Raw genomic sequence first — 24,796 nt, 5'->3', positions numbered from 1 at the left:
CTCATGTAGAAAATGGATTGGTGAACTGTATAGCTGAATAACGAAAGAAAGATAGCCCAAAAGAGTAAATCAAAAATCATAAATATAGAAGAATTTAAAGTTCGTTCTAGCATCTTTAATTCTGAATCGATATTAGGTAACTTGGAACGCTTAGCTAACATTCTCATTTTTAATCCATCCTTTGATTACATTTATCCTTTTATTTGAAGCAAACACAGTTATCCTTAGTAATGCAACTATATGCATAACGACAGCAAAGGGTGAAAATGGCAGAAGCCCTTATTCTAAAGCTTCAAATCGTAACTAATTATGTTAAGATGATATGGATACGTGTTTATAATCATTGTTTCTAAATCAACAATATATATACAAAATGAGCCTGTAAGACGAATGTATTAAAGGGAAGGGATCAGTCAATGAATGTCACTCATAGTCATGTGAAAAATATCCGAATGCCAGTCACATATGAAGGGTATAAAGAAGCATTAAAAATGCCACTAAATGAAAGGCCGATGTATGACGTTGCTAATCGTACCCTTACTTATAATCAAATCTTTTTTCGGTTATTAGGCGTACCATTAGACGAGGATGCCTATTATAATGAACTGTTTGAACTAGCTAATGATCCAACGATCGATATTTCAGTAATTGGTGAAGACCATTTAGACAAAGCGATGAATAATGAACATTTTAAGTCCATTCAAAAGGTTATTAATATCCATAAAGACCAGCAGCTTTCAATTAATCGATTTGTAGCATTTTTAGATGGCGAAGGATTACTACTTCGTTCTGAAGTACCAGCCATTCAGCGTAAAATCCGCGAAGCATTAATTGAAACATTACAACTTTTCTCTGAACAGGAGGAAGGTGGGCTGGGGCATAATGATTTGCGTAGAATCTTAACTGACCTGATTAAATGGTCACATAACCATTTGGGAGAAAGTTTAACAAAGGCTGATTTAACAGTGATGCTGCCGAAATTTATTTGGTATGGTCCATATAAAAAAACGCATGCTTATTTCATTTACTATATACTTTCGCTCGGTTGTGATCTGATTTACATATCACCTAGTGGAGAAGATGCGTTGGCATCGTTTCAATTAGACTGGGAAAATACTCCGGTACATCATTTTCAAAATAAGAATGAGGCGGAACCTTTTCCAACTGAAAAGCGGCGAAGAAAATCGACCGTTGCGTATCGTGCATCAAAAGAAATTGAATCGATTCTTAATCAAGACGGATCAGGCATTTTTAAACCATGGCAATTACGAGAATATTTGCCGTTGTCACTTACGTTAAAAACAACATATGATGAGCTGTTTCTACTTGTTAAAGAAAAGGCGATGATTCGCCCCAATTTTGAAGTGACAAGCAAGGTTGTGAAAATTCCGCATGTTTTTGCAAAAATTCAAGGTGTCAGTAGAGACCGCAAAGAGTACTGGGAAAGGCTTCACGCACTTGAAGAAAACGATCATAGTTATTTAATTCGCTCGTTCCCTTTTTCAAATGGTGTGAATAGCGATTATCGCTACCATTATCGTAATGCCCTTGATCAAGACGGGTTAGTTGATGCAGACAAAATGATGACTGCCCATTTTTGGAGTTATAAGCATTTACCCCATGGCTTACAGCAAGGCATAGCCTATGCAATTAGAAAGATTTGTGAAAAGCCATTATTAAAAAAACAAGGAAATGAATCTGATGAAGATTTAAAGGTTTATATTTTCGCTCAAAGTATGCAACTCCAAGGTAAGATGCTACAACTCATTCAACGTTTTGATTATTCTCAAGATGTACCTAAGCTAATCTTATATAACAATGAATTAAATGGCCTAATGAGTCGCCATGATGCCGTATTGCTACTTTTAATGAATCAGTTCGGTGTGGATATTACTGTATATAATCCAGCAGGACATAATGATATTGAGAATTATATTGATGAGCGTTTATATGATGTTCATTGGCTAGAAGATGTCATTTTTGAATTAGAGTATAAAGAACCATCTTTCTTAAAATCTGCACTAACTAAAATTTTCAAGAAGTTATAAAGGAGTGAAATAAATGAATTCATCTGATATGCAAACGAATTTGGATGTCATTTCAACAAACCCAGAAGACAAGTTAACAGAAGCATCTGCAAGTCAAATTAAACTAGCTTTAAGAGAAAATAAAGAGGTTCAACAACTCTCAGCCTCTATAGACGAGCGCGATCAAATTCAAATTTTAGAATTTGGTAAAGAACCTGCTGAGGAAATATCCAAGTTTTCTGATCAAATTCTCGGCAATATGAGAACAACAAAAGTAGAGGACTCAGGAGAGTTATTGAAACAGCTTGGAAAAATTATGGATCAGTTTGACCCAAAAGATTTTGAAAAAGAAAAGCCAGGTTTCTTTGATAAACTCTTCAAAAAAGGCGAAAAACTGATTGAAAAGTTGTTTGGAAAATACCAAACAATGGGTAAGGAAATCGATAAAATCTATGTTGAAATCTCTAAGTATCAAAACGAAATGGTTGAAGCAACAACTACGTTAGATAGGATGTATGAAGAAAACTATCAATATTACCTTTCACTTGAACAGTATGCGGTTGCTGGTCAGATGAAATCTGATGAACTGAAAGCCACCCAATTGCCACAATTAGAGAAAAAAGCAATTGCAGGTGATCAAATGGCCTCAATGCAATTAGATACTTTAAGAAATGCAGTCGAATTATTAGATCAACGAGTGTACGATTTAGAAATGGCGAAAATGGTTGCATTACAAACGGCACCGCAAATCCGCATGCTTCAAAGAGGGAATACGAAATTAATTGGGAAAATTAATTCAGCTTTTGTGACGACAATTCCAATCTTTAAAAACGGTCTTATTCAAGCAATGGCAGCGAAAAGGCAAAAACTCGTTGCTGATTCGATGAGTGAGTTAGATCGCAGAACAAACGAAATGTTGGTTAGAAATGCGCAAAATATATCACAACAAAGTACAGAAATTGCAAGGCTTGCTGGTGGACCAAGTATTAAGATTGAAACAATTGAACAGTCTTGGGATATCATCATGAAGGGGATGCAGGAAACGAAGTCGATTGAGGAAGAGAATCGCAAATTAAGAGAAGAAGGAACGAAAAAATTAGAACAGTTGCAAGATAATTTTCGCAATATGAAGAACAAGAGATAAAAAACAAACAAAGGGGAGATAAACATGGCAATTAGTTTACAAAAGGGACAAAGAGTAGATTTAACAAAAGGGAATCCAAGTCTTTCAAAAATACTTGTTGGTTTAGGATGGGATCCAGTAAAGCAAAAAAGTGGTGGTGGGCTATTAGCTGGTCTCTTTGGGGGCGGCGGTGGTGGTGTCGACATCGATTGTGACGCTTCAGTTATTATGCTTGGCGATAATGATAAATTACGTAACAATAAAGATGTCATTTATTTTGGTAATTTAAAAAGTGGTGATGGAAGCATTCAACATACCGGTGATAATTTAACAGGCGATGGAGATGGTGATGATGAACAAATCCTTATCGATTTGAGTCGCATTCCAAGTCATATCCATAAACTTGTATTTGTTGTTAATATTTATGATTGTGTAAAACGAAAACAACATTTTGGTATGATTCAGAATGCTTTTATTCGCATTGTTAATTCAAATAACCGTCAAGAGTTAATTCACTTTAACTTAACGGAAAATTATGATGGAAAAACAAGTTTAGTTGCTGGTGAGATTTACCGCCATGGTCAAGATTGGAAATTTGCAGCGGTAGGGAATGGTACGCAAGCTGCGAGTTTAAGCGATATTGTCCGTTCTTATTCATAAGGTTACTAGATTAAAAGGGCTAATCTTTGATTAGTCCTTTTTATATTTCATGAAAATCTATGATATAATTAATAGACTAATAAAGGTATGTTTAATGATAGAAAAGGGAGGAACAGCTATGAAAAAGTGGATATTTACATGCTTATTTTTAGTTGTTTCTTTAACATTAATGGGAAGTTCACAAGCTGATATTGGTGCGATTCAGTTAAAGAACTATCCTTATTCTTCAGAACTAAAGCAAGCAGTTGATCTCACATCAGCGGATTTGTTAGGAGAGATTGTCCTATTACCTACAGAATCTTTTGATGAAATAGAAGCAGCTGCCATCATATCCCGCTTGGACCAATTACCATCTACCTTATTACAAAAAGTAGATAATCAAAATATAAAGATTAAGCTTTTTTCAGGCAGATTGACAGAGAACCCTAGCGTAAAACATCTAACGGGAATGATTCCCCGCGGATATACTTCATCAACGACATGGGATCAAGTTCCTGGCATTGGTGGAGGGAAAACAGTGCTTGTCAAAATAGGGCATAGTGATCAAGGGATGGACCACGGCTCAGTTAATTTGGAACTGCATGAGCTGGCTCATTCCATTGATCGTTATATCTTTGATGAAATCCGTTCGAATAGCCAATTTATTCGTATTTGGCAAGAGGAGCAACCACGATTATTCCCAAATGATTCCTACTTCGCTACTTTTTCCGAAGAATATTTTGCTGAAAGTTTTGCCCTTTATTATTTGAATGTAGAAACGAGAAGTTATTTGTATGAATATGCGCCAAAAACGTTTTCTTTTATTAGACAAATGGTTCATAATCATTAAGATATAAAGTTTAAGAGGTGAGGATCATGGAGAAACATCCAGAACAGGCATATTTAGACATGTTACAACATATTTTAACAAATGGACAAAAGAAAGAAGATCGTACTGGTACTGGAACTTTAAGTGTTTTCGGCTATCAAATGCGTTTCGATTTAAGTCAAGGGTTCCCCTTATTTACAACAAAGCGTGTTCCATTTCGTTTAATTGCAAGTGAATTACTTTGGTTCATTAAAGGTGATACAAATATTCGTTATTTATTGCAGCATAATAACCATATTTGGGATGAATGGGCATTTAAAAAATGGGTCGAATCAGATGAATATAACGGTCCTGATATGACAGACTTTGGTAGACGTTGTTTAATAGATAGCGAGTTTAATGAAAGCTATCAGAAAGAATTACAGCAGTTTTGTGAAAGAATTCTTACTAACGATGAGTTTGCTGAAAAATACGGAGATTTAGGAAATGTATACGGTAAGCAATGGAGAAATTGGACAGCTTCAACTGGTGAAGAGCTTGATCAGTTAAAAGATGCGATAGAACAGATCAAAACGAACCCAGATTCCAGGCGAATCATTGTGAATGCATGGAATCCTGAAGATGTTATCAATGCAGGTGGAAAAGGAAGCAAAGCAGCCTTACCTCCATGTCACGCCATGTTTCAGTTTTATGTCATCAATGGTAAGTTGAGTTGCCATCTGTTACAACGCAGTGGGGATACCTTCTTGGGGATTCCATTTAACGTGGCTTCCTATTCATTGCTCACTCATTTAATCGCTCATGAGTGTGGTTTAGAGGTTGGCGATTTTGTTCATACAATTAGTGATGCGCATATTTATTCGAATCATCTTGAACAAGTACAGGAGCAATTATCAAGAACACCGAAGGCACTACCGCAACTACAAATTAAAAACAATAAAACTTCTATTTTTGATATAGAAATGGAAGACTTAGCAATTGAGGGCTATGATCCTCATCCAACAATTAAAGCACCCGTTGCCGTTTAAGAAGAACGAGGTTGGGACATAAGTATTCTAGCTAATGATTTATCCGAATGATTAGGAGTGTCTAGCATCTAATCATTCGGTTTTTTGTTGATTTGAACCCTTATATGAAAAGGATAGTGAAATGGAGCGGAAGACACTCGACTCCTGCGGGAAATAGAGGGAAAGCTGAGACCCCACAGCCCCTCCCGCGGAAAGAGAGTGACTGTGTCGCAATGGAACGGACCTTTTTTGCAAATGATGTTTTAAGATCAATTTGTTATTGTTCTTTTTTGAGGTTAGCTCATTGAGTTATGTCCCAGCCTTTTCTTTTTGTTCTTCTTTTCAAGTGCAGAGAATTATATTAAACTTATTATTAATTGCTAGTGCCGATTGGAGGATATGAAAATGATTTCATTAATTTGGGCAATGAGTGAGAATAGAGTGATAGGAAAAGATAATCAGTTACCGTGGCATTTGCCTGGGGACTTGCAGTTTTTTAAAAAGACGACGTTAGGTCACCCAGTTGCGATGGGGAGGAAAACATGGCTCTCACTTGGAAAACCACTTCCGGGAAGGGAGAATATTGTCATTACTAGGAATGCCGATTTTTCTCCGGAGAAAGCAACCGTATTAAATTCTATTGAACAATTAATTACATACAGTCAAGAAAAACAGCAAGAAGTTTTTGTTATTGGCGGAGCGCAAATTTATCAATCTACTTTACCTTATGCAGATAAGCTCTATATTACTAAAATTCATGCTGAAATCGAGGGTGACACAAGCTTTCCATCATTCGACCTCACTGAATGGAAACAAGTATCCGTAGAGAAACGAAGTAAAGACGAGAAAAATGCTTACGATTACGAATTTCAAGTGTATGTTAGAAAATAAAATGGACTGGCTTCTTTATTTTATATGTAGCCATAAAAAACACGAATCGGCTTCGTGTTTTTTTTTTTGGAAAAGCGAATAATAAAGTAACCGTTTTCATTTTTATAAAAACAAGAATTTTTTAAAAATTGTGCATCAACCTATTATTCTCATGTTATAATGTACAAATTACAAAAGGAAAAGGGATGAGTTGCCAAATGGAACAGAGAGCAGTGAAAGAGAAAATGGTGCAATTGGAGGATATCTTGATTGCGTACCAGCACTTAAAGGATATCGTTGCCCATACACCGCTGCAAAAAAATAATCGCTTGTCAGAAAGATATGAGTGCAATGTATATATTAAACGTGAAGATTTGCAACATGTCCGCTCTTTTAAACTAAGAGGTGCTTATTATTCAGTGATGTCATTGCCAGAGGAACGTATAAAGAACGGGGTTGTTTGTGCGAGTGCAGGCAATCATGCACAAGGAGTTGCCTATGCTTGCCATCGATTAGGCATTAACGGGAAAATCTTTATGCCGGCAACTACACCTAAACAGAAAGTAAGCCAAGTTGAATTATTCGGCAAAGATTCAATTGAAATCATTCTTGTTGGCGATACATTTGATGATTCATTCGCTGAAGCTCAGGCATGCTGTAATCAGGAAGGGCGCACATTTATTCATCCGTTCGAAGATGAACATGTGATAGCTGGTCAAGGAACCATTGCTGTTGAAATGCTTAATGATTGCGATGAGCCAATTGATTATGTTTTCGCAAGTATTGGTGGTGGCGGATTGATGTCAGGTTTGTCCACGTACATTAAAAGTGTGTCACCATTAACGAAAATGATTGGTGTCGAGCCTGAAGGAGCTTCCTCAATGAAGGAATCCGTTCAACAAAATCAAGTGGTGGCTCTAGATGAAATTGATAAATTTATCGACGGTGCAGCTGTCAAAAAAGTTGGCGAGATGACATTTGATATTTGTAAACGATATGTAGATGACATTATTAGTGTCCCAGAAGGAAAAGTTTGTACAACGATATTAGAATTATACAATGAGCATGCAATTGTAGCCGAACCAGCAGGAGCATTGCCAATTGCAGCTTTAGATTTTTATAAAGAGGAGATTAAAGGAAAGTCAATTGTATGTGTTTTAAGTGGTGGCAATAATGATATTGAAAGAATGCAGGAAATTAAAGAACGATCTTTATTGTACGAAGGGTTATTGTATTATTTTATTGTTAATTTCCCCCAAAGAGCAGGGGCATTACGCGAGTTTTTAGATGAAGTGCTTGGTCCTACGGATGATATTGTTAGATTTGAATATACGAAGAAGAACAATAAAGGCAGTGGCCCAGCTCTAGTCGGTATCGAGCTAAAGAATCGCCGTGATAATCATAGTTTAATCGAGCGCATGAATAAAAAAGGATTCTCTTACCAAGAAATTAACAATGATGAGAATTTGTTTCATCTTTTAGTCTAATGATTGTTAGGAATTAATTGACTTTTCTTTTAAAATAACGCTATAATGGGGATGGCTTGAACAACAGTTTAAGGGGATGTTTTTCATGTTTTCAAATATAGGTTTTCCAGGACTTATTCTCATTCTTGTGCTGGCACTCATCATCTTTGGTCCGAAGAAATTACCGGAAATTGGTCGTGCACTTGGTGATACATTAAGAGAGTTTAAGAAATCGACAAAAGATTTAGCCAATGACGATGATGCTGAGCGAGAGAGAATCAATAAAAAGGCATAATCGATAGGGTTACATATTATAATTGAAAATGAATAATTGTGAAAATTAGAAACATGTATTAGTCAAGGTAATAAACCACTTTGACCTAACCACATGTTTCTCGTTTTTTGTGTAGGTTTTCCACTTTGTTTTTCTTTAGAAGGGAAACAATGCTGTCAGGTAAAATGAAAACGAAGCAGGAGTAGGTTATGAAACAAGAAGAATTGAATTATATTGAACATCTAGAGGAATTAAGAAAGCGGTTAATTCTTTGTATAGTGGCATTTGTATTGTTTTTTATTGTCGGTTTTCTGTTCGTCGACCATATTTACCAATGGTTTGTTCGTGATTTGAAAGAACAGTTAATTGTACTTGGACCGAGTGATATCATTTGGGTGTATTTTACGATTGCTTCCGTTATTGCCATAGCTGGGACAATACCAGTTGTAGCATTTCAATTATGGCAATTTGTTAAACCTGGACTTGTGTCTAAAGAGAGAAAAATTACATTAGCTTACATTCCAGCTCTTTTTGTGTTGTTTTTAGCTGGGCTAAGCTTTGGTTATTTTGTCATTATGCCTACATTGTTTAACTTTTTGACGGGGTTAAGTGAAGGTATGATGGAAATGAGTTTTACGGTAGATAAGTATTTTCAGTTTATATTTCATATGACCTTACCTTTTGGCATACTATTTGAATTGCCAGTTGTGGCGATGTTTTTAACATCACTCGGTATTATTAACCCATATGTGTTAACAAAAGTCAGGAAATATGCTTATTTTGTCCTTGTTGTGATTTCTGTTATTATTTCACCACCGGATTTAATGTCGGATATTATCGTTAGTATTCCGCTTCTTTTTCTTTATGAAATAAGCATTACCTTATCGAAAATCGTTTATCGCAGAAAGTTAAAGAAAGAACAGTTAGAGGCATTGGAAAGTTCTTCATAAAAGCTAAAATCTAGAAGAATTATCAAATGAAATGATGTATAATACCATTAAACGGGTGAAAATGAGGATTGATATTTTGATATGTAAAAGCCTAGAGTTCAGAAATGTATTTGGACAGAAGGTGAAGATTACAGATATTCCTTTAGTAGATAAGGGTAGCCCTTGTTTTTTCTTGGTACACATCCGGCTGCAGCAGTTTGTAACGAAGATTTATCATATGGATCATTGTAAGACAACTGTATATTCATTCAAAGAGTATTTAAAACGTGTGATGAAATGGTCAGATGTTGAGATGGTATTTCAAACTAAAGAATTAAAAAGTAATGCATGATAGATCCCGTAATGGGGTCTTTTTTTTAGATTTTGAACACGTGGGGGGTGGTATAAAGATAGCCCATCTAGATAGAAAGGTAGCAATCAAAATCATAAATTTGTGCTAACATTCATTACGAGATTATTTGTCTAGTTTTCCTATCTTAAAAAATGAATAATAGATGTAATAATCTTTTTTATTGTAATTTTGACAGTATAAAGACGTTTCAACATAATATCTTTTAATCGTAGTGATATACATGTATAATGAAGGTTGAATTGCTATGATAGGACGTGAATGAATGACTAGAATTAAAATTGTAACGGATTCAACTGTTGACTTATCAGCTGAAATGATTACAAAGTTAAATATAGCTGTTGTCCCATTATCAATCAATATTAATGGACAATCTTATGAAGACCGTGTAGATATTACACCACAAGAATTTCTGGATTTAATGCGACAATCAGATGAGCTACCTAAAAGCTCCCAACCTGCAACAGGGACATTTGTAGAATTGTATGATCAACTAACCAGAGATGGATACGATGAGATTATTTCTATCCATATGACCGGGGGAATGAGTGGGACAGTTGATTCTGCTCGAACGGCCGCAGATTTAACAGAGGCCAATGTAACAGTCATTGATTCCCGGTTCATTTCAAAAGCGTTGGCATTTCAAGTCATAGCTGCTGCTGAACTGGCAGAAAAAGGAGAAGATTACAAGCGTATTATCCAGAGAATTCAAGAAATTCAAGATAATACGAAACTTTATGTTGTTGTAGACACTTTGGAAAACTTGATTAAAGGTGGAAGAATAGGCAAAGGTAAAGGTTTAATCGGCTCTCTATTAAATATTAAACCGATTGCTTCATTAGCAGATGGCGTGTATACACCGATAACAAAGGTACGAAGTCACTCTCAAGTAATAAAGTTTTTATCAAAACAATTAGTAGAAGATGCAAAAGGAAAGACGATTAAAAGTGTGGGCATTACCCATGCGGGTGGTTTAGAATTAGCAAGAAAACTGAAAGAAGTCATCACTGAATTAACAGGTTTTAATCATGTAACAATAGAGGATACAACACCAATCATTAGTACTCATACTGGCGAAGGCGCCATTGGTTTTTGTTATCACATCGAATAATTCTTTAATGAGGAAATGCCTCTTCGCTTGAATAGAAGAGGCATTTGCATTATTTTCCTTTATTCACATAGATGTCATACTTTTTTCTTCATTCAAACAATTTCATTTGGTACATTAATGTTGAATTGATAAATACATAAAAGCAGGTGACGGTGTTGAAAAAATTAGTTGCGGTTTTTGGTCTCTTAATAGTTATTTTAGCCGCTTGTGGCCAAAGTGGTATAGAAAACGCACTAAACTATGATGTTAAAGATTTCAGTTATACGAATCAAGATAATCAAGGTGTAGGTTTAAGTGATTTAGAGGGGAAAGTGTGGATAGCTGATTTTATTTTTACTAGTTGCGAAACGGTTTGTCCGCCAATGACATTTAATATGAGTCAATTGCAAGATAAGGTTAAAGAAGAAGGTATTGAAAATGTAGAGTTTGTTTCTTTTAGTGTAGACCCCACTGTAGACAGTCCTGAGGCATTAAAAGACTTTGCGAACAACTATGAAATAGACTTTTCAAACTGGCATTTTTTAACGGGCTATAGTCAAGAGGAAATTGAAAGCTTTGCTGTTGATTCTTTCAAATCACTAGTAAAAAAACCAAAGAATGATGATCAAGTCATTCATCAAACTTCCATCTATTTAGTCGATCAAAATGGTGTGGTCATGAAGGATTATGATGGTGTATCTGATGTCCCTTATGACGAGATCATTGCCGATATAAAAAAAATACAATAATTTCTGCAAACAGATCTTAGAAGCAAACCCAAGCTTAAAAGTGTAAACGCCAAGCTTGGTCTTGCTTCTTTTTTGATGGCTACTATTACCTCTTCAAGGATTACTCTTAACATCATCTCCTAAACCATCGAGTGAAAAATGTAAACGGTAGAAGGAAATTATTTAAATTATTCTCTTCATTTAAGTTTAACTGTGGTTAAAAAAGTATAATTTAATATTAATAAGTAATCACACTTTTTTTATGTCATTACCATTGCATGATATAATGAAGCATACTTTTATAAAGAGGTGAGAAAGAATTGAAAAGAATATTCACCTTATTACTATCAATGATGGTTCTATTAGCTGGTTGTAATACAAATGCGATGTCAAATGATAATGATGCCGCTGCAGCAAAACAAATGGAGGATTTAACTAAACAAGATATTCCTGCAGAATTTTTCCCCATCGATTTAAATGTCGTATCAATCGGTGATTCATTGACTCAAGGGGTTGGCGATACGACTGAAAGTGGCGGATATATTCCATATTTGGAGAAACTTTTAAAGGAGCATCGTTCGATTAATTATACAAGCTTTATTAATTATGGTGTAAAAGGGAATCGCTCTAACCAATTATTAGAACGGCTTAATATGGAAAAAGTAAAAAATGCTATAACAGCATCGGATCTCGTTATTATTACTATTGGCGGCAATGATATGATGAAAGTAGTCCGATCTAATTTTACTAAATTAAATGTAGCAGCTTTTGAAAAGGAACAAGATGTATTTGAAGATAATTTAAATACGATTTTACATACCATTCGAGAATATAATCCAAAGAGCACAGTATTATTAGTCGGATTATATAACCCTTTTTTAGAATGGTTTTCGAGCATTAAAGAGCTTGGTCTTATTATGCGTCAGTGGAATATCGCGAGCCAACAAGTATTAGGTGAGTATGAGAATATGTATTTTGTAAAGATAGATGATATTTTTGAAACGAGTGAAGAAAATCTGCTATTTACAGATCATTTCCACCCGAATGATCGTGGCTATGAATTAATGGCAGGGAGAATTTATCAAGTTTTAGATCAAATAGGGATTAAAACTGTCATCGAAAATAAAGAGAATTAAGGGGGAGCATCATTGAAGGGGAATAAATGGAAAGTGCTTTTCTTAGGGCTACTGGGATTAATCATTCTTTTTGCGATCATTTTATTTATTATGGTAAGTATTCCAGCGAAGGATGACCCTTATGAAAGTGTGCAATTAAATGAGACGGATTATGCTCCATTTCATATATCAACAAATAAAAATGATTTAAACCTAGTAATTAATCATTATTTAGAGGAGGAAATTTTAGACGGAGGACTTGACTATGAAGTAAGGTTAGATGACGAAGTAAATTTATATGGGACCTTACCAGTATTCAGTCAACAGCTGCGTTTAAGAATGTCTTTTGAACCCTCTGTCTTACCAAACGGCGATGTTGTATTGGAACAAAAGGATTTATCCATCGGCCAAATGGATTTACCGATCTCCTTCTTACTCAAGCTAATTAATAATCATTATAAAACACCAGATTGGGTAGTCATCCAACCAAATGAAGAGAAAATCTATGTAGCCTTAACAGAGATGGATCTAAAAAGCGATATAAAAGTAAATGTAAATGACTTCAATTTAGAAGAAGATGAAATTGACTTTACTTTATTAGTTCCGGTAAAGTAGAGCAGTTACCTGTAGCGAGAACTCTTTATGATAAGTGTTCCTGCTACAGGCTTTTTATATGAAATTATTGAATCAGTACCATTAGTTCTAATGGTGGATTTCCTGTTACAGAGCCGAAGATATAGATGAGGTGCTGTTTCTGGGGCTGTAAGTGGAAACGAAAAGAAGTGAGATAATCTCTATAAGGGTAACCGTAAATACAGCCCTGAAGTATGCTAGGCGAGAGATTCATCCAGTTACTCGATTGCTTATATTGTATGAGTGGCAATTCCTCACTTTTGGGCGTTAATATCACCGGTCTGAATGATGGACCATCAGCTACAAGATGAATGAATTTTACATGGGAAGAATTCATTATAGCGATACTAGTTGGTGTGTCGGTATATTTCATGTCATTGGCTTCACCAGAGAGTGCGATATTATGCAATGTTTCGGGGAGAACTTCAATTTTTCTACTAAGAAGAGATGAGACCATAACGTCAGTTGGATAAATATCAATATGATAACTAGAAGCAGGTAATGCAAGTTTATTAGTTAATTGTTTATAAGAAATTTGTTTGTATATTTTGACACCATTTATAAAGATATCTATCAATTTGCTACTTGGAGAGAGATGAGAGAATTGGATATAGCCAAATGAATCCGTCAAGTTCTGCTTCAGTGGATTGGCAGGTGATGACATGTCCTTTTGCTCTGAAGTGGATTGCAGTTCCATTAGATAAGCAAACCTCCTTTTAGGTTTTTCATTATTGTATTCATCAAAATGTTTCATGCGATTAAAAATGATCGTGAGGAGGTTTTCGGAGAACATCAGTAGTAATGGAAGGTCGTTTATTTGCATCTAAACGCACTTTTCTTTATCTTAGTGTTACAAGCTATTTCTATAAGAGCTAAGGAATATAAAAAATGAGGTGTGACAAGATGGCGAATAATTATGATGAAAAAGCGGCATTTGCCGGTGGTTGTTTTTGGTGTATGGTAAAACCATTTGATGAGTTACCAGGCATTAAAGCGGTGATATCTGGTTATACCGGCGGTGATAAAGAAAATCCAACTTATGAAGAGGTTTGTTCGGAGACGACTGGTCATTATGAAGCGGTGCAAATTACGTTTGATCCGGAGATTTTCCCGTATGAAAAATTACTTGAACTATATTGGCAACAAATTGACCCAACCGATACTGGAGGTCAATTTTACGATCGAGGTCAATCTTATCAGACGGCAATTTTTTATTATAATGAACAGCAGAAACAATTAGCCGAAGCTTCAAAAGAAAAATTGGAGAAAGAGGGGCCCTTTAAAGATCCGATCGTGACAAAGATATTACCAGCAAAGACTTTCTATCCTGCAGAAGAGTATCATCAACATTATTATAAGAAAAATCCAACTCATTACCAGGCATACCATCAAGGCTCAGGTAGAGCAGGTTTTATAAAACAAAATTGGGGTGAAAAAAATGAGTAAAAAAGAAGACTTGAAGAATAAATTAAATGAGATGCAATTTTATGTCACACAAAATAATGGAACGGAACCACCATTTAGAAATGAATACTGGGATGAATTTAGAAAAGGAATTTATGTTGACATCGTATCAGGTAAGGCGTTATTTAGTTCAACTGAAAAGTATGATGCAGGTTGTGGTTGGCCAAGTTTTACAAAGCCAATAGAAGAGGAAGAAGTATTAGAAAAAGAAGACTATAGCCATAATATGGTTCGAACTGAGGTGCGCAGTAAGGAAGCGGATTCTCACTTAGGCCATGTGTTTAATGATGGACCAGGTGAGAATGGATTAAGATATTGTATTAATTCTGCTTCATTAAAATTCATAGCATATGAAGACATGGAGAAAGAGGGCTATGGGCGTTATCTGAAATTATTTGCTAAAGAAGATTAAGATGCGTGTATTTAGACCAAGGGGGATTCATTTTGTTGAATCCTTCTTTTCATTTCCCAAGAAATCTTTTTCGCTTGTGGAAAGGTTTTGAAAATGGTAAATTTATTGTAAAGTAAATATCTTTTAAGAGGTGATGGATGCATCTATGAATGATCAAATGTTTAAAAAGAACTATTCGATGCAAACCTTACATAAAGCATTACAAATTTTACGATCTTTTTCTTATGAGCATAAAACTTTGTCATTAACAGAATTACATAAACGTACGGGCCTCTCTAAGCCTAGTTTACAAAGATTGCTTTCTACACTCGTGTTTGAAGGATTATTACATAAAAATGAAGAAACAAAAAGATATCAGTTAGGATTAGAGTTATTGTTTTTAGGTCATTTAGTAGAAAAAAACTCAAGTTTTTTAAATATAGCCGCTCCAGTAATGAAAGAAATGTGGGCGAAATTAGAAGAGTGCATTAGTTTAAATGTGATTGAAAATGAAAAAAGAAAGTGCATAGATTTTATCGCAAGCAGTCATCAACTACAAACGATGATCACGGTGGGACAAGAATCACCACTTTATGCAGGCGCTTCAGCAAAAGTATTATTGGCTTATTTTCCAGCGGCCGTCCAAAGAGAGTATTTAGCAAATATTCAATTCGAACCTCTCTCAAGTGCGAAGACTTTTGATAAAGATGAATTATTTCAGGAGCTACAATCTATACAGCAAAAAGGATATGCCAAAAGTAATGGTGAGAGAGTGAAAGGTGCGATTTCATATAGTGCACCTATATTTAATCCTCAAAATGAAATTTTAGCAAGTATATCTATTACGATTCCATCTGTTCGTATTGATGATTATGAAGAAGAAGAGCTAGTTGAAACAGTCATTGAAGGAGCTAAGATTATTACAGGGAAGATACAGAAAAAATAGACTGAAGTTATTTATTTCAATATCCCCCCATAATCATTTAATTTATCGCGCCATATAGAATGTATATGTGCCTGTTTTTTATTGGCAACCCCCTCTTTACTATAGATTTCAATCCAAATTTGCGGCCCATCAATACGAAAGTAACTACCTGGTCGCTTTATTGAAGTCGAACCAGCCCAAGCAATTGTCGTTTTCTCTAGTTGTTCCTGTGATAAATACGTGTGTAGTAATGCCTTTCTTGCTTCATAAGGGGCATGATGAACCCATTCCTTAATCATGTGATTTACTTGTAATTGTTGTTCCTTATTTAGAGTTTTTATAAGTAAACCTTCTTGATTGGGAAACGAATGGTCATATCCGGGACCTAGTAAAATGTCGTTAAACGCCTCATTAAGTTTACTTTGCTGTTTTTGTTCACTATTTAAAGATAATTGGAGGGCGTGGACAGCATCTACTTTTGCATTCATAGGATGGTGCGTACGATTATTTATTTGAAAGATAAGAGGTTGTGTCCCCGTAAACTCTGGGGTAATCGTAGTTTTAGAACGGTTAATGAAAATATTCTCTGCAAGATGATGACCTGTTAATTGAATCATCCAAGGTTTTGTATAGGAAGGGTTTCCGTGAATAGAGAAATAATATTCTTGTGCCCCCCATTTAAATGGAGGTTTCTTTATAGTTGTTGATAAAAAGTAATCAGCTTTAATGATTTCTGTCATATGTTCAAAGCCAAGCGGGCTCAGATTCGCTTGTAGTAATAACATGGCGAGTATAAAACTTTGTGTATTTAGTTGAGACAATGGCACCCCGTTTCTACTTGCTTGATTAATGGGTAAGTTTGACCATTTATGTGCAATGGTCTCATTTAGTGGAAGAATGATTTCTTCTTTTTGTTCTTCATTTAAACTTTCGAAAAGCTGATGAGCAAGTTCAACTGATTCTTCCTTAGTCGTGATAATGGGTTCATCTAAGATATGGTTGAGTTGGTCAAGAATGTAATGTTGTTCTTGTAATTCTGCCGCTGTTGGAGAAAAAGAGGCAAGCGCATGATTGAAATTAATGAAGGCTATAAAAACAAGTAATACTAAACATCGATACATGAGAAAAACTCTCCCTGTCCTTTTTTTGTTAATGTGTGTAAAGAAAGGAGAGCTCATTCACATTTTTCATAAAAACGGTTTAGTTCGTCCCTTCAGTAATGATCGTGGAAAGAAATATCTCTGCTTTACCCGATTCATTAAAGATAGATTTTTGCTTGGATACAGTAAATGTAACTTGATGTATCCCTTTCTCTAAACCGCTTGATATATATAGATGTCTTTCTCTTTCTAGTGGCCACCAAGTTGACAATGTTCGTACAGGCTGTCCGTCAATATAGATATCTAGCATTCCTCCTGCAGGATGACTCTTCACTTTCATCCCGAGAAAAGTTCCGGAAAAGGAAAATTCGATTGAATCTCCAGCATTTTGACTATACCAATAAATCCCTTTATATGGATGACTGGCATGTGTGTAGGCAGAAGATTGTTGTAAAGCTATATTTACGTCTTCATGAAGAGGAGCAGCGAGTACTGCTATTTGCGTATCCTGATTCATTAACGCTTGTGTTTCTTGAAAAATTGCTTCGGCATAAAGTTGATATCCTCTATCGTTAGGATGTACAAGATCGGTAGTTAATTCAAAAGCAGAATAAGGTGATTCACTAAATACAGGGCGTAAATCAATATTCTTAGCCAAATAATGGGCTGAGATGTCTGCTATCTTTTGAATGAATAATTCATTATCTAAAGGTGATTCCGTTAGTGTGAAAATTTCTGTATCAGGATAATCTTTCTTTATTTGTCTAAGGAGACCTTCATAAAATTGCGCAAACTGCTGCTCGTTCATATATTTTCGATCATTTTCACCGAAAACAATAAAAGTTAAATCGATGCTTCCCAGGTGCGGGGTGGTGTTCAGCTTGTTTAACCCTTCAAAAGCAGTGCTTCCACTTTGTACAACCATATGCCGTTTAAAATCAACATTATATGCCTCTTTCATTTTATTTTCCCATATTTGAAACCATTTTTTATTTGGCGCTGATGCTCCTGAACCTCTACCAATACTATCACCGATGATTAAATAGTTAATGGTTTTTTCGCTTCCTACTTTTTCATAAAAATTCTCTACAGATTGATCTCCTTCTACTTTAGGTTCTTGAAAGAATTGAAATGAAAAAATAAATCCAATACATAACATGAAACATAGGAGGAGTGATTGTCTTTTCATTCTTAATACTCCTTTAGATATGACAGTTTTAGATTACCCAATTTATCTTTTAATTAAATTGTATGAGATGAAAACGCTTTACGTCTAGTGTAAAAAGAAAAAAACTGTCATTCAGAAAAAATTAGGCGAAAACACATGCAGGACAAGAACCTATGTCATATGATGATTTTGAAAATGCCTAAAACAAAAAGAGGAGTGGAATGATTATGAATTACGGATATGGATGCGATCCTTGTGCACAACAAGTTCAACCTTATTATGGGTATCCAGTAGGTGGACACGGCGGTTGCGGAAATGGAGCATTTGGTGGCTTTGCGTTAATCGTAGTATTATTTATCTTGTTAGTAATCATCGGTGCTAGCTGGTGCGGTAACTGGTAATAATAAAGATTAAGGAGGGGCTATGAGCCTCTCTTTTTTTTACATCCACTTATTTTTAGTTAAGTACCAAGTTGAGATTTTATGTGTGTTGTCGACATCACGATGAAAATTACTGTAAAATAGAAAGAAAAAAGTGGATGTGTACATAGATGTTTCCAAAGAGATTACAACCAGGGGATGAAATAAGAATCATTGCCCCTTCAAGAAGCATGGCAGTTATTAAGGGCGAACAAAGAAGACTAGCAGAAGAACGGTTAACTAATTTAGGATTTGTTGTTACTTATGGTAAATATGTTCTCGAACATGATGCTTTTTTTAGTACTAGTATTGAGCAAAGAGTGGCAGAAATACATGATGCTTTCAGTGACCCGAATGTCAAAGCCATTATAGCAGGGATAGGCGGCTATAATGCCAATCAATTATTAAAAGCCATTGATTATTCATTAATTAAAAACAATCCAAAAGTTTTTTGTGGATATAGTGATATAACAGCATTGCTAGCTGCCATCCATCATCAAACGGGCTTAATTACATACTCCGGTCCTTTCTTTGCTGATTTTGGTATAAAATATGGGTATGAATATACACTTAATAGCTTCCTTCAAGCAGTGACGACTGATGGATTGTATGAAATTGAGCCTTCAGATAAATGGAGTGACGATCCATGGCATCTGGAGCTAGAAGAAAAGCATTATATTGCATCCGAAGGCTATCTCGTTCTTCAAGAAGGAGAGGCAAGTGGAAAATTAATTGGTGGAAATTTATCAACTTTAACGTTATTACAAGGGACGGAATATATGCCCTCATTGAAAGATGCGATTGTTTTTATAGAGGATAATGATGAATCACATCCTTTCCTTTTTGAACGGGGGTTGCAATCTTTGCTACAACAAAAAAATGCGAATGAGATAAAAGCGATCCTTATCGGGAGATTTCAAAAAGAATCACAGGTTACAGATTATTTCTTAAGGAAGATGATTGAATCGAAAAAGGAAATCAGTAGTATTCCAATTATTGCAAATGTTGACTTTGGTCATACCAATCAAGCTGCGACGATTCCATTTGGGTCGTATGCTACCATCAAAGCAGAAAAAGAAAATGTAGAGATTTTTGTCGGTGAATAGGTAAGGGAACAGTGTACACATGAAATGGGTACACTGTTTTTTTATTAGTTAAGTGATTAGTACCCTACACAAAAGCAAGCTGACTTCACACTTCGACTGAAACCTGTTACGCATTTAATAAGATCTTCATCAAATTTTATATTCAGCTCATCCCATAGATAATTAAAAATATCTTTTCAATCTTTAAGAAAGTTTTACATTTCTCATACATACAATTGAAATAAAAACATAAATAAAGCTGACTTGTATGAGCAAATGAGAAATACCCATATATGTGAGGAGAAAGCTCATGACTAGTGTGAGCAAATGAGAAATACCCACATATGTGAGGAGAAAGCTCATGACTTGTGTGCGTAAATGAGAAATACCCACATTAGTGAGAAGAAAGCTCATGACTTGTGTGCGTAAATGAGAAATACCCATATTAGTAAGAAGAAATCTCTGGACCTGTGTGGGCAATCGAGAAATACCCACATATGTGAGAAGGAAACTCATGACTAGTATGAGCAAATGAGAAATACCCACATTAGTAAGAAGAAAACTCATGACTAGTGTGGGCAACCGAGAAATACCCACATTAGTGAGAAGAAAGCTCATGACTTGTGTACGCAAATGAGAAATACCCACATTAGTGAGAAGAAAACTCATGACTAGTGTGAGCAACCGAGAAATGCCTACATATGTGAGGAGAAAACTCATGACTAGTGTGAGCAACCGAGAAATACCCACATATGTGAGAAGAAAACTCATGACTTGTGTGCGCAATCGAAAAATACCCACATTAGTGAGAAGAAAGCTCATGACTAGTGTGGGCAACCGAGAAATACCCACATTAGTGAAACGAAAGTTCTGGGCTTGTGTGAGCAACCGAGAAATACCCACATATGTGAGAAGAAAACTCATGACTAGTGTAGGCAAATACCCGCTCCAAAAAAATAATCATACTTCATTGCTCGTTTACCTCACATGTTACTCGTAGGTTTTAGCGGGTTTTCTTTATGCACGTTTGAATGCTCGATTAGTAAGGGGGATGGGGATGGACCGCACATATTTAATCAAACCTGTAATAGATGCAGAGTATCCAATGATTGATTATGGCAAGGGTGTATATTTGTACGATAGTGAGGGGAAAGAATATCTCGATGCTTCATCAGGAGCGATTACGGCAAATATTGGTCATGGTGTCCAGGAAATCATTGATGCAATGACCGAACAGGCTAAACGAGTATCTTTTGTATATCGCTCACAGTTCACAAGTGAGCCAGCTGAAAAGTTGGCCAAGAAAATAGCAAGTTTATCCTTCCCTGAGTTGAATTGGTGTTTCTTTGTCAATAGCGGGTCAGAAGCAACAGAAACAGCCATGAAAATTAGTATTCAATATTGGCAAGAAAAAGGTGTGATGACGAAAACGAAGGTTTTATCTAGATGGATGAGTTATCACGGAATCACGTTAGGCGCGCTTTCTATGTCAGGACATACTGGGAGAAGAGCTCGGTTTATTCCCCTACTAGAAGATTTTCCAGTGATCCAACCTCCTTATTGTTATAGGTGTCCATACAATAAAGAAGCACCTGAGTGTGGTTACCTTTGTGCAAATGAGTTAGATAGTATCATTAGAAGAATGGGGAGTGAGCATATTGCTGCTTTTATAGCGGAGCCGATTATTGGAGCCTCTGGTGCAGCTATCACTCCACCGAAAGATTATTACAAGATTATTAAAGAGATTTGTGAGCGCCATCAAATCTTATTTATTGCGGATGAAGTGATGACTGGATTTGGACGCACAGGCACAATGTTAGCTTGTGAGCAGTGGGGTGTTGAACCAGATATCGTTACATTAGGTAAAGGGATGGGAGCGGGATACACGCCGATTGCCGCTACTTTAGTCGGTGACCATGTGATGGAACCGATTGTCTCAGGTTCTAAGACAATTATGGGCGGGCATACTTTGAGTGCTAACCCTCAAGCCTGTGCCGTTTCACTCGCTGTCATAGAATATTTGGAAAAGAATAAGATTATACCTGAAGTGAAGAAAAAAGGTGAATATTTAAAAGCAAAGTTGTTGCAGCTACAAAAAAGTTTTTCATTTATAGGGGATATAAGAGGCAGGGGTTTAATGCTAGGGATAGAGTTTGTCCAGAACTTTGTAGAGAAGACGCCCTTCCCAAGAACAATGAAAGTCACAGAAAGTATGATTAGTATTGCTCAACAGCATGGCTTACTTGTTTATCCGGCTGGTGCAGGTTCAGACGGTGTGAACGGGGATGCAGTTATGATTGCTCCCCCTTTGACTATTACTTATAAAGAAATGGATGACTTAATTCAGCGCTTTAAAGAAACTTTACAGCAATTTACGAACTTTTATTTAAACGAAGTCGACTTAAAGTTAGAAGGTGATAAAGAGTGACACAGGTACTCAATAAAGTTTCATCCATTGAAGAGGTCAATCATTTATTTTTTGACGGTATGACATTAATGTATGGTGGTTTTGGTGGAGTAGGATCACCGCCGACACTAATTGAAGCGATTAAGAAAAAAGGGGTCTCACAGTTAAAGCTTATTGGTAACGATACTGGGTTTCCTCATATTGGTATTGGGAAAATCGTAAGCCTTGGCCGTGTGTCTCATATCATTACTTCTCATATCGGCTCAAATCCGATTGCCGGTGAATTAATGACTGATGGGAAGATGGTGGTTGAGTTTTCTCCACAGGGGATACTGGCCGAGCGTATTAGAGCTGGCGGTATGGGGTTGCCAGGAATTTTATCAGATATTGCAACCGATAATGATATCGTACAAAAGGGCAAGAGTTTTTGTGAAATCGGTGAAAAGCGCTATATGGTTGAAACAGCGTTAACAGCGGATATTAGTATCGTTTATGCTAAAAAAGCAGATACATTTGGTAATCTTATTTTTGATAAAAGTGCAAGAAATACGAATCCACTTTGTGCAATGGCAGGAGACATTACCATTGCTGAAGTAGAAGAAATTGTTCCAGTTGGGAATTTACAGGCAGAGGAAATCATTACGCCAGGTGTTTTTGTTGATTATATCATCCAATCTGAGGGGGTGGACTGGAAATGGGCATGGCAATAGACACGCGAAATCGTATGGCCAAAAGAGCAGCAGCGGAAATCAAATCTGGCATGGTGGTGAATCTCGGCATAGGGATCCCCTCATTAGTACCTAATCATCTCCCCCGGGATTTTCCGGTCATGTTTCATGCCGAGAATGGCATTATTGGGATGGGGCCGAGTCCAATCCATGGTGAAGAAGATGAAAATTTATGCAATGCCGGCGGATTTCCTGTTTCTTTAGTTGCAGGCGGTTCTTATTGTGATAGCTCAGTTGCTTTTGGCATGATTCGTAGGGGGAAGGTGGATTTAACCATTTTAGGTTCATTACAGGTGAGTGAAACCGGTGATTTAGCTAATTGGATTGTCCCGGGTAAAAAGGTACCAGGGATGGGTGGTGCGATGGAGCTTGCCCAAAAAGCGAAAAAAGTGATTGTTGTTATGAATCAAACGGATAAACACGGTCAAGCGAAAATTGTGCAAAAATGTGGTCTTCCTTTAACTTCAACCGGTTGTGTCAAAATGATTATTACGGATATGGCAGTTTTTGCGATTGAGAAAAATCGTGGATTAGTTCTTCATGAGGTCTTTAAACCTCATACTATCGATGAAGTATTACAACATACTGCTGCCACCGTGTCCCTCCATGACAAGATTATTTTTTCTTAGGCAAAGGAAAATACTTAGCGTTAGCGAATAACTGAGAAGAAAACACTTTTTTTCTTATGAATCATTTTTCACCATCGACGAAATCTTTAAAGGAGTGGGGCATCGATGAATGAAGATTTAAAGCTCAAAGACTGGTTAAATGAAAATCGAGCGAGAGGCACACGTTTTTTACAAAGGCTTGTTCAAGAAAAGAGTACGCGCGGACACGAGAGTAGTGCCCAAGCGATTATTATAGAAAAATGTCGTAAATTAGGGCTTGCCCTCGATATCTGGGAAATTGGCGATGAGGAGCTGCTTAGGCATCCTGCCTATTGTTCTGATAGAAAGGATTATAGTGGTAATCCGAATGTAGTAGCTGTTCTAAACGGGGCAGGAGGCGGGAAATCAATCATTTTAAATGGTCATATTGATGTTGTACCAGAAGGGGATTTAAATGACTGGACGGATGATCCGTTTAGTGGTCGTATCAAAGAAGGTAAAATGTATGGTAGAGGCACAACCGATATGAAAGGTGGAACAGCCGCATTATTACTTGCTTTAGAAGCGATTATTGCTTCGAATATTAAACTGAAAGGTGATGTCATCTTTCAAAGTGTGATAGAAGAAGAAAGTGGGGGAGCAGGAACATTAGCAGCTGTTTTAAGAGGTTACCAAGCGGACGGTGCGATAATCCCTGAGCCTACAAATATGAAAGTTTTTCCTAAGCAACAAGGTTCGATGTGGTTTCGTGTATCTGTGAAAGGGAAATCAGCACATGGGGGCACTAGATATGAAGGAGTCAATGCCATTGAAAAAGCGATGTTAATCATTGAAGGACTTCAACAGCTTGAGAGAGTGAGAAATGCGAGAATCGATGATCCTTTATATAAAAATATCCCCATTCCTGTTCCTGTGAATATTGGCAAAATCAAGAGTGGTGAATGGCCATCCTCTGTGCCTGATAAAGCTATAATTGAAGGCAGAATCGGTGTAGCTCCACATGAGAAAATGATAGATGTAGAGAAAGAATTAGAAGCTGCCATTGATGAGGTGTGTGAAAAAGATGGATGGCTATCTGAAAATTCACCGAGTATTCAATGGTTTGGAGGCAGATGGCAACCGGGAAATCTAGAAAGTGATCATCCTTTAATCACCACTGTCAGTAAAGCTTTTGAAAGGGTTACAAATAAAGAAGCAACAATTGAGGCATCCCCGTGGGGAACGGACGGAGGCATCTTATCAAACGTTGGTCATACACCGGTTGTTGTTATTGGTCCAGGTGTGACTGCTTCTGCTCATGATGCGAATGAATATATTTTTTTAGATGATGTATTTGAGGCTGCTGAGGTCATTGCGCTCTCTATTATTTCATGGTGTGGTATTGTTAAAGAGTAAATAGAT

The 24,796-nt window shown here is 36.4% G+C and carries 26 protein-coding genes; 23 read left to right on the top strand and 3 right to left on the bottom strand.

Translation table 11 applies throughout. The features are described 5' to 3' along the window. Positions 1-416 precede the first annotated feature (416 nt). From MHH73_RS13665 to MHH73_RS13600, 14 genes are all read left to right on the top strand, one after another. Positions 417-2,048, top strand: a complete 1,632-nt coding sequence (locus MHH73_RS13665) for a YceG family protein (protein WP_191811058.1) — start codon at positions 417-419, stop codon at positions 2,046-2,048. Between the two features lie 28 nt (positions 2,049-2,076). Further along, positions 2,077-3,171, top strand: a complete 1,095-nt coding sequence (locus MHH73_RS13660; protein ID WP_404826067.1) for a toxic anion resistance protein — start codon at positions 2,077-2,079, stop codon at positions 3,169-3,171. Positions 3,172-3,195: 24 nt separating this feature from the next. Continuing rightward, complete coding sequence (locus MHH73_RS13655) at positions 3,196-3,810, top strand: TerD family protein (protein WP_341067475.1); 615 nt, start codon at positions 3,196-3,198, stop codon at positions 3,808-3,810. A gap of 118 nt (positions 3,811-3,928) precedes the next feature. After that, positions 3,929-4,639 carry an anthrax toxin lethal factor-related metalloendopeptidase gene (locus tag MHH73_RS13650; RefSeq protein ID WP_191811064.1) on the top strand — a complete coding sequence of 237 codons (711 nt, stop codon included), beginning with the start codon at positions 3,929-3,931 and terminating at the stop codon, positions 4,637-4,639. A gap of 26 nt (positions 4,640-4,665) precedes the next feature. Beyond that, positions 4,666-5,646 (top strand): thymidylate synthase, encoded by a 981-nt coding sequence (locus MHH73_RS13645; protein ID WP_191811066.1) that lies wholly within the window; start codon positions 4,666-4,668, stop codon positions 5,644-5,646. A 384-nt stretch (positions 5,647-6,030) separates the two neighbouring features. Continuing rightward, complete coding sequence (gene folA / locus MHH73_RS13640; protein ID WP_191811068.1) at positions 6,031-6,516, top strand: type 3 dihydrofolate reductase; 486 nt, start codon at positions 6,031-6,033, stop codon at positions 6,514-6,516. A 197-nt stretch (positions 6,517-6,713) separates the two neighbouring features. Beyond that, the gene (gene ilvA / locus MHH73_RS13635) at positions 6,714-7,982 is read left to right on the top strand and encodes a threonine ammonia-lyase IlvA (RefSeq protein ID WP_191811069.1); all 1,269 of its coding nucleotides are present in this window, start codon (positions 6,714-6,716) and stop codon (positions 7,980-7,982) included. A gap of 85 nt (positions 7,983-8,067) precedes the next feature. Continuing rightward, positions 8,068-8,256 (top strand): twin-arginine translocase TatA/TatE family subunit, encoded by a 189-nt coding sequence (locus MHH73_RS13630; RefSeq protein ID WP_191811071.1) that lies wholly within the window; start codon positions 8,068-8,070, stop codon positions 8,254-8,256. Between the two features lie 188 nt (positions 8,257-8,444). Beyond that, entirely contained in the window at positions 8,445-9,185 is a 741-nt protein-coding gene (gene tatC, locus MHH73_RS13625; protein WP_191811073.1) for a twin-arginine translocase subunit TatC, read from the top strand. A 31-nt stretch (positions 9,186-9,216) separates the two neighbouring features. Then, positions 9,217-9,516 carry a DUF2535 family protein gene (locus MHH73_RS13620; protein ID WP_341067469.1) on the top strand — a complete coding sequence of 100 codons (300 nt, stop codon included), beginning with the start codon at positions 9,217-9,219 and terminating at the stop codon, positions 9,514-9,516. A gap of 283 nt (positions 9,517-9,799) precedes the next feature. Continuing rightward, positions 9,800-10,645 (top strand): DegV family protein, encoded by an 846-nt coding sequence (locus MHH73_RS13615; RefSeq protein WP_191811077.1) that lies wholly within the window; start codon positions 9,800-9,802, stop codon positions 10,643-10,645. A gap of 155 nt (positions 10,646-10,800) precedes the next feature. Next, positions 10,801-11,373, top strand: coding sequence for an SCO family protein (locus tag MHH73_RS13610; protein WP_225230396.1), 573 nt, complete (start codon positions 10,801-10,803; stop codon positions 11,371-11,373). 299 nt (positions 11,374-11,672) lie between these two features. Further along, positions 11,673-12,488: an SGNH/GDSL hydrolase family protein gene (locus MHH73_RS13605; RefSeq protein WP_341067466.1), complete on the top strand. Its 816-nt coding sequence runs from the start codon at positions 11,673-11,675 to the stop codon at positions 12,486-12,488. 12 nt (positions 12,489-12,500) lie between these two features. Then, positions 12,501-13,082 carry a YpmS family protein gene (locus MHH73_RS13600; RefSeq protein ID WP_191811081.1) on the top strand — a complete coding sequence of 194 codons (582 nt, stop codon included), beginning with the start codon at positions 12,501-12,503 and terminating at the stop codon, positions 13,080-13,082. Positions 13,083-13,146: 64 nt separating this feature from the next. On the opposite strand, the gene MHH73_RS13595 is transcribed toward MHH73_RS13600, so the two are convergent. Continuing rightward, positions 13,147-13,797 (bottom strand): DUF4397 domain-containing protein, encoded by a 651-nt coding sequence (locus MHH73_RS13595; protein WP_341067461.1) that lies wholly within the window; start codon positions 13,795-13,797, stop codon positions 13,147-13,149. Positions 13,798-14,003: 206 nt separating this feature from the next. Between MHH73_RS13595 and msrA the strand changes: the two genes are divergently transcribed. From msrA to MHH73_RS13580, 3 genes are all read left to right on the top strand, one after another. After that, on the top strand, positions 14,004-14,546 hold the full coding sequence (gene msrA, locus MHH73_RS13590) for a peptide-methionine (S)-S-oxide reductase MsrA (protein WP_191811085.1): 543 nt from the start codon (positions 14,004-14,006) through the stop codon (positions 14,544-14,546). Continuing rightward, positions 14,539-14,976, top strand: a complete 438-nt coding sequence (gene msrB / locus MHH73_RS13585; RefSeq protein WP_191811087.1) for a peptide-methionine (R)-S-oxide reductase MsrB — start codon at positions 14,539-14,541, stop codon at positions 14,974-14,976. The genes msrA and msrB overlap by 8 nt, the downstream gene beginning before the upstream one ends. A 145-nt stretch (positions 14,977-15,121) precedes the next feature. Further along, complete coding sequence (locus MHH73_RS13580; protein WP_341067456.1) at positions 15,122-15,901, top strand: IclR family transcriptional regulator; 780 nt, start codon at positions 15,122-15,124, stop codon at positions 15,899-15,901. A gap of 11 nt (positions 15,902-15,912) precedes the next feature. Here MHH73_RS13580 and MHH73_RS13575 read toward each other — a convergent pair whose 3' ends face one another. Then, on the bottom strand, positions 15,913-17,001 hold the full coding sequence (locus MHH73_RS13575; RefSeq protein ID WP_341067454.1) for a DUF3500 domain-containing protein: 1,089 nt from the start codon (positions 16,999-17,001) through the stop codon (positions 15,913-15,915). A 79-nt stretch (positions 17,002-17,080) separates the two neighbouring features. Then, the gene (locus tag MHH73_RS13570; RefSeq protein WP_225230399.1) at positions 17,081-18,169 is read right to left on the bottom strand and encodes an SGNH/GDSL hydrolase family protein; all 1,089 of its coding nucleotides are present in this window, start codon (positions 18,167-18,169) and stop codon (positions 17,081-17,083) included. A gap of 206 nt (positions 18,170-18,375) precedes the next feature. Here MHH73_RS13570 and MHH73_RS13565 point away from each other — a divergent pair, with 206 nt between their 5' ends. The 6 genes from MHH73_RS13565 (at position 18,376) to MHH73_RS13540 (ending at position 24,790) form a co-directional block, all read left to right on the top strand. After that, positions 18,376-18,549: a YjcZ family sporulation protein gene (locus MHH73_RS13565; protein ID WP_191811094.1), complete on the top strand. Its 174-nt coding sequence runs from the start codon at positions 18,376-18,378 to the stop codon at positions 18,547-18,549. A gap of 149 nt (positions 18,550-18,698) precedes the next feature. Then, positions 18,699-19,673, top strand: coding sequence for a S66 peptidase family protein (locus MHH73_RS13560; protein WP_341067451.1), 975 nt, complete (start codon positions 18,699-18,701; stop codon positions 19,671-19,673). Positions 19,674-20,709: 1,036 nt separating this feature from the next. Beyond that, the gene (locus MHH73_RS13555; protein WP_341067449.1) at positions 20,710-22,080 is read left to right on the top strand and encodes an aspartate aminotransferase family protein; all 1,371 of its coding nucleotides are present in this window, start codon (positions 20,710-20,712) and stop codon (positions 22,078-22,080) included. Beyond that, entirely contained in the window at positions 22,077-22,769 is a 693-nt protein-coding gene (locus MHH73_RS13550; RefSeq protein ID WP_341067446.1) for a CoA transferase subunit A, read from the top strand. The genes MHH73_RS13555 and MHH73_RS13550 overlap by 4 nt, the downstream gene beginning before the upstream one ends. Continuing rightward, positions 22,754-23,416: a 3-oxoacid CoA-transferase subunit B gene (locus MHH73_RS13545; RefSeq protein WP_341067443.1), complete on the top strand. Its 663-nt coding sequence runs from the start codon at positions 22,754-22,756 to the stop codon at positions 23,414-23,416. Before MHH73_RS13550 ends, MHH73_RS13545 begins: the two co-directional genes overlap by 16 nt. A 105-nt stretch (positions 23,417-23,521) precedes the next feature. Continuing rightward, positions 23,522-24,790 (top strand): peptidase, encoded by a 1,269-nt coding sequence (locus MHH73_RS13540; protein ID WP_341067441.1) that lies wholly within the window; start codon positions 23,522-23,524, stop codon positions 24,788-24,790. Positions 24,791-24,796: the final 6 nt, after the last annotated feature.

Source organism: Cytobacillus sp. FSL K6-0265 (assembly GCF_038003465.1).
GTDB lineage: Bacteria > Bacillota > Bacilli > Bacillales > Cytobacillaceae > Cytobacillus > Cytobacillus stercorigallinarum.
The sequence above is the reverse complement of the archived record's forward strand: the minus strand, read 5'-3'. Positions and strand labels throughout refer to the sequence as shown.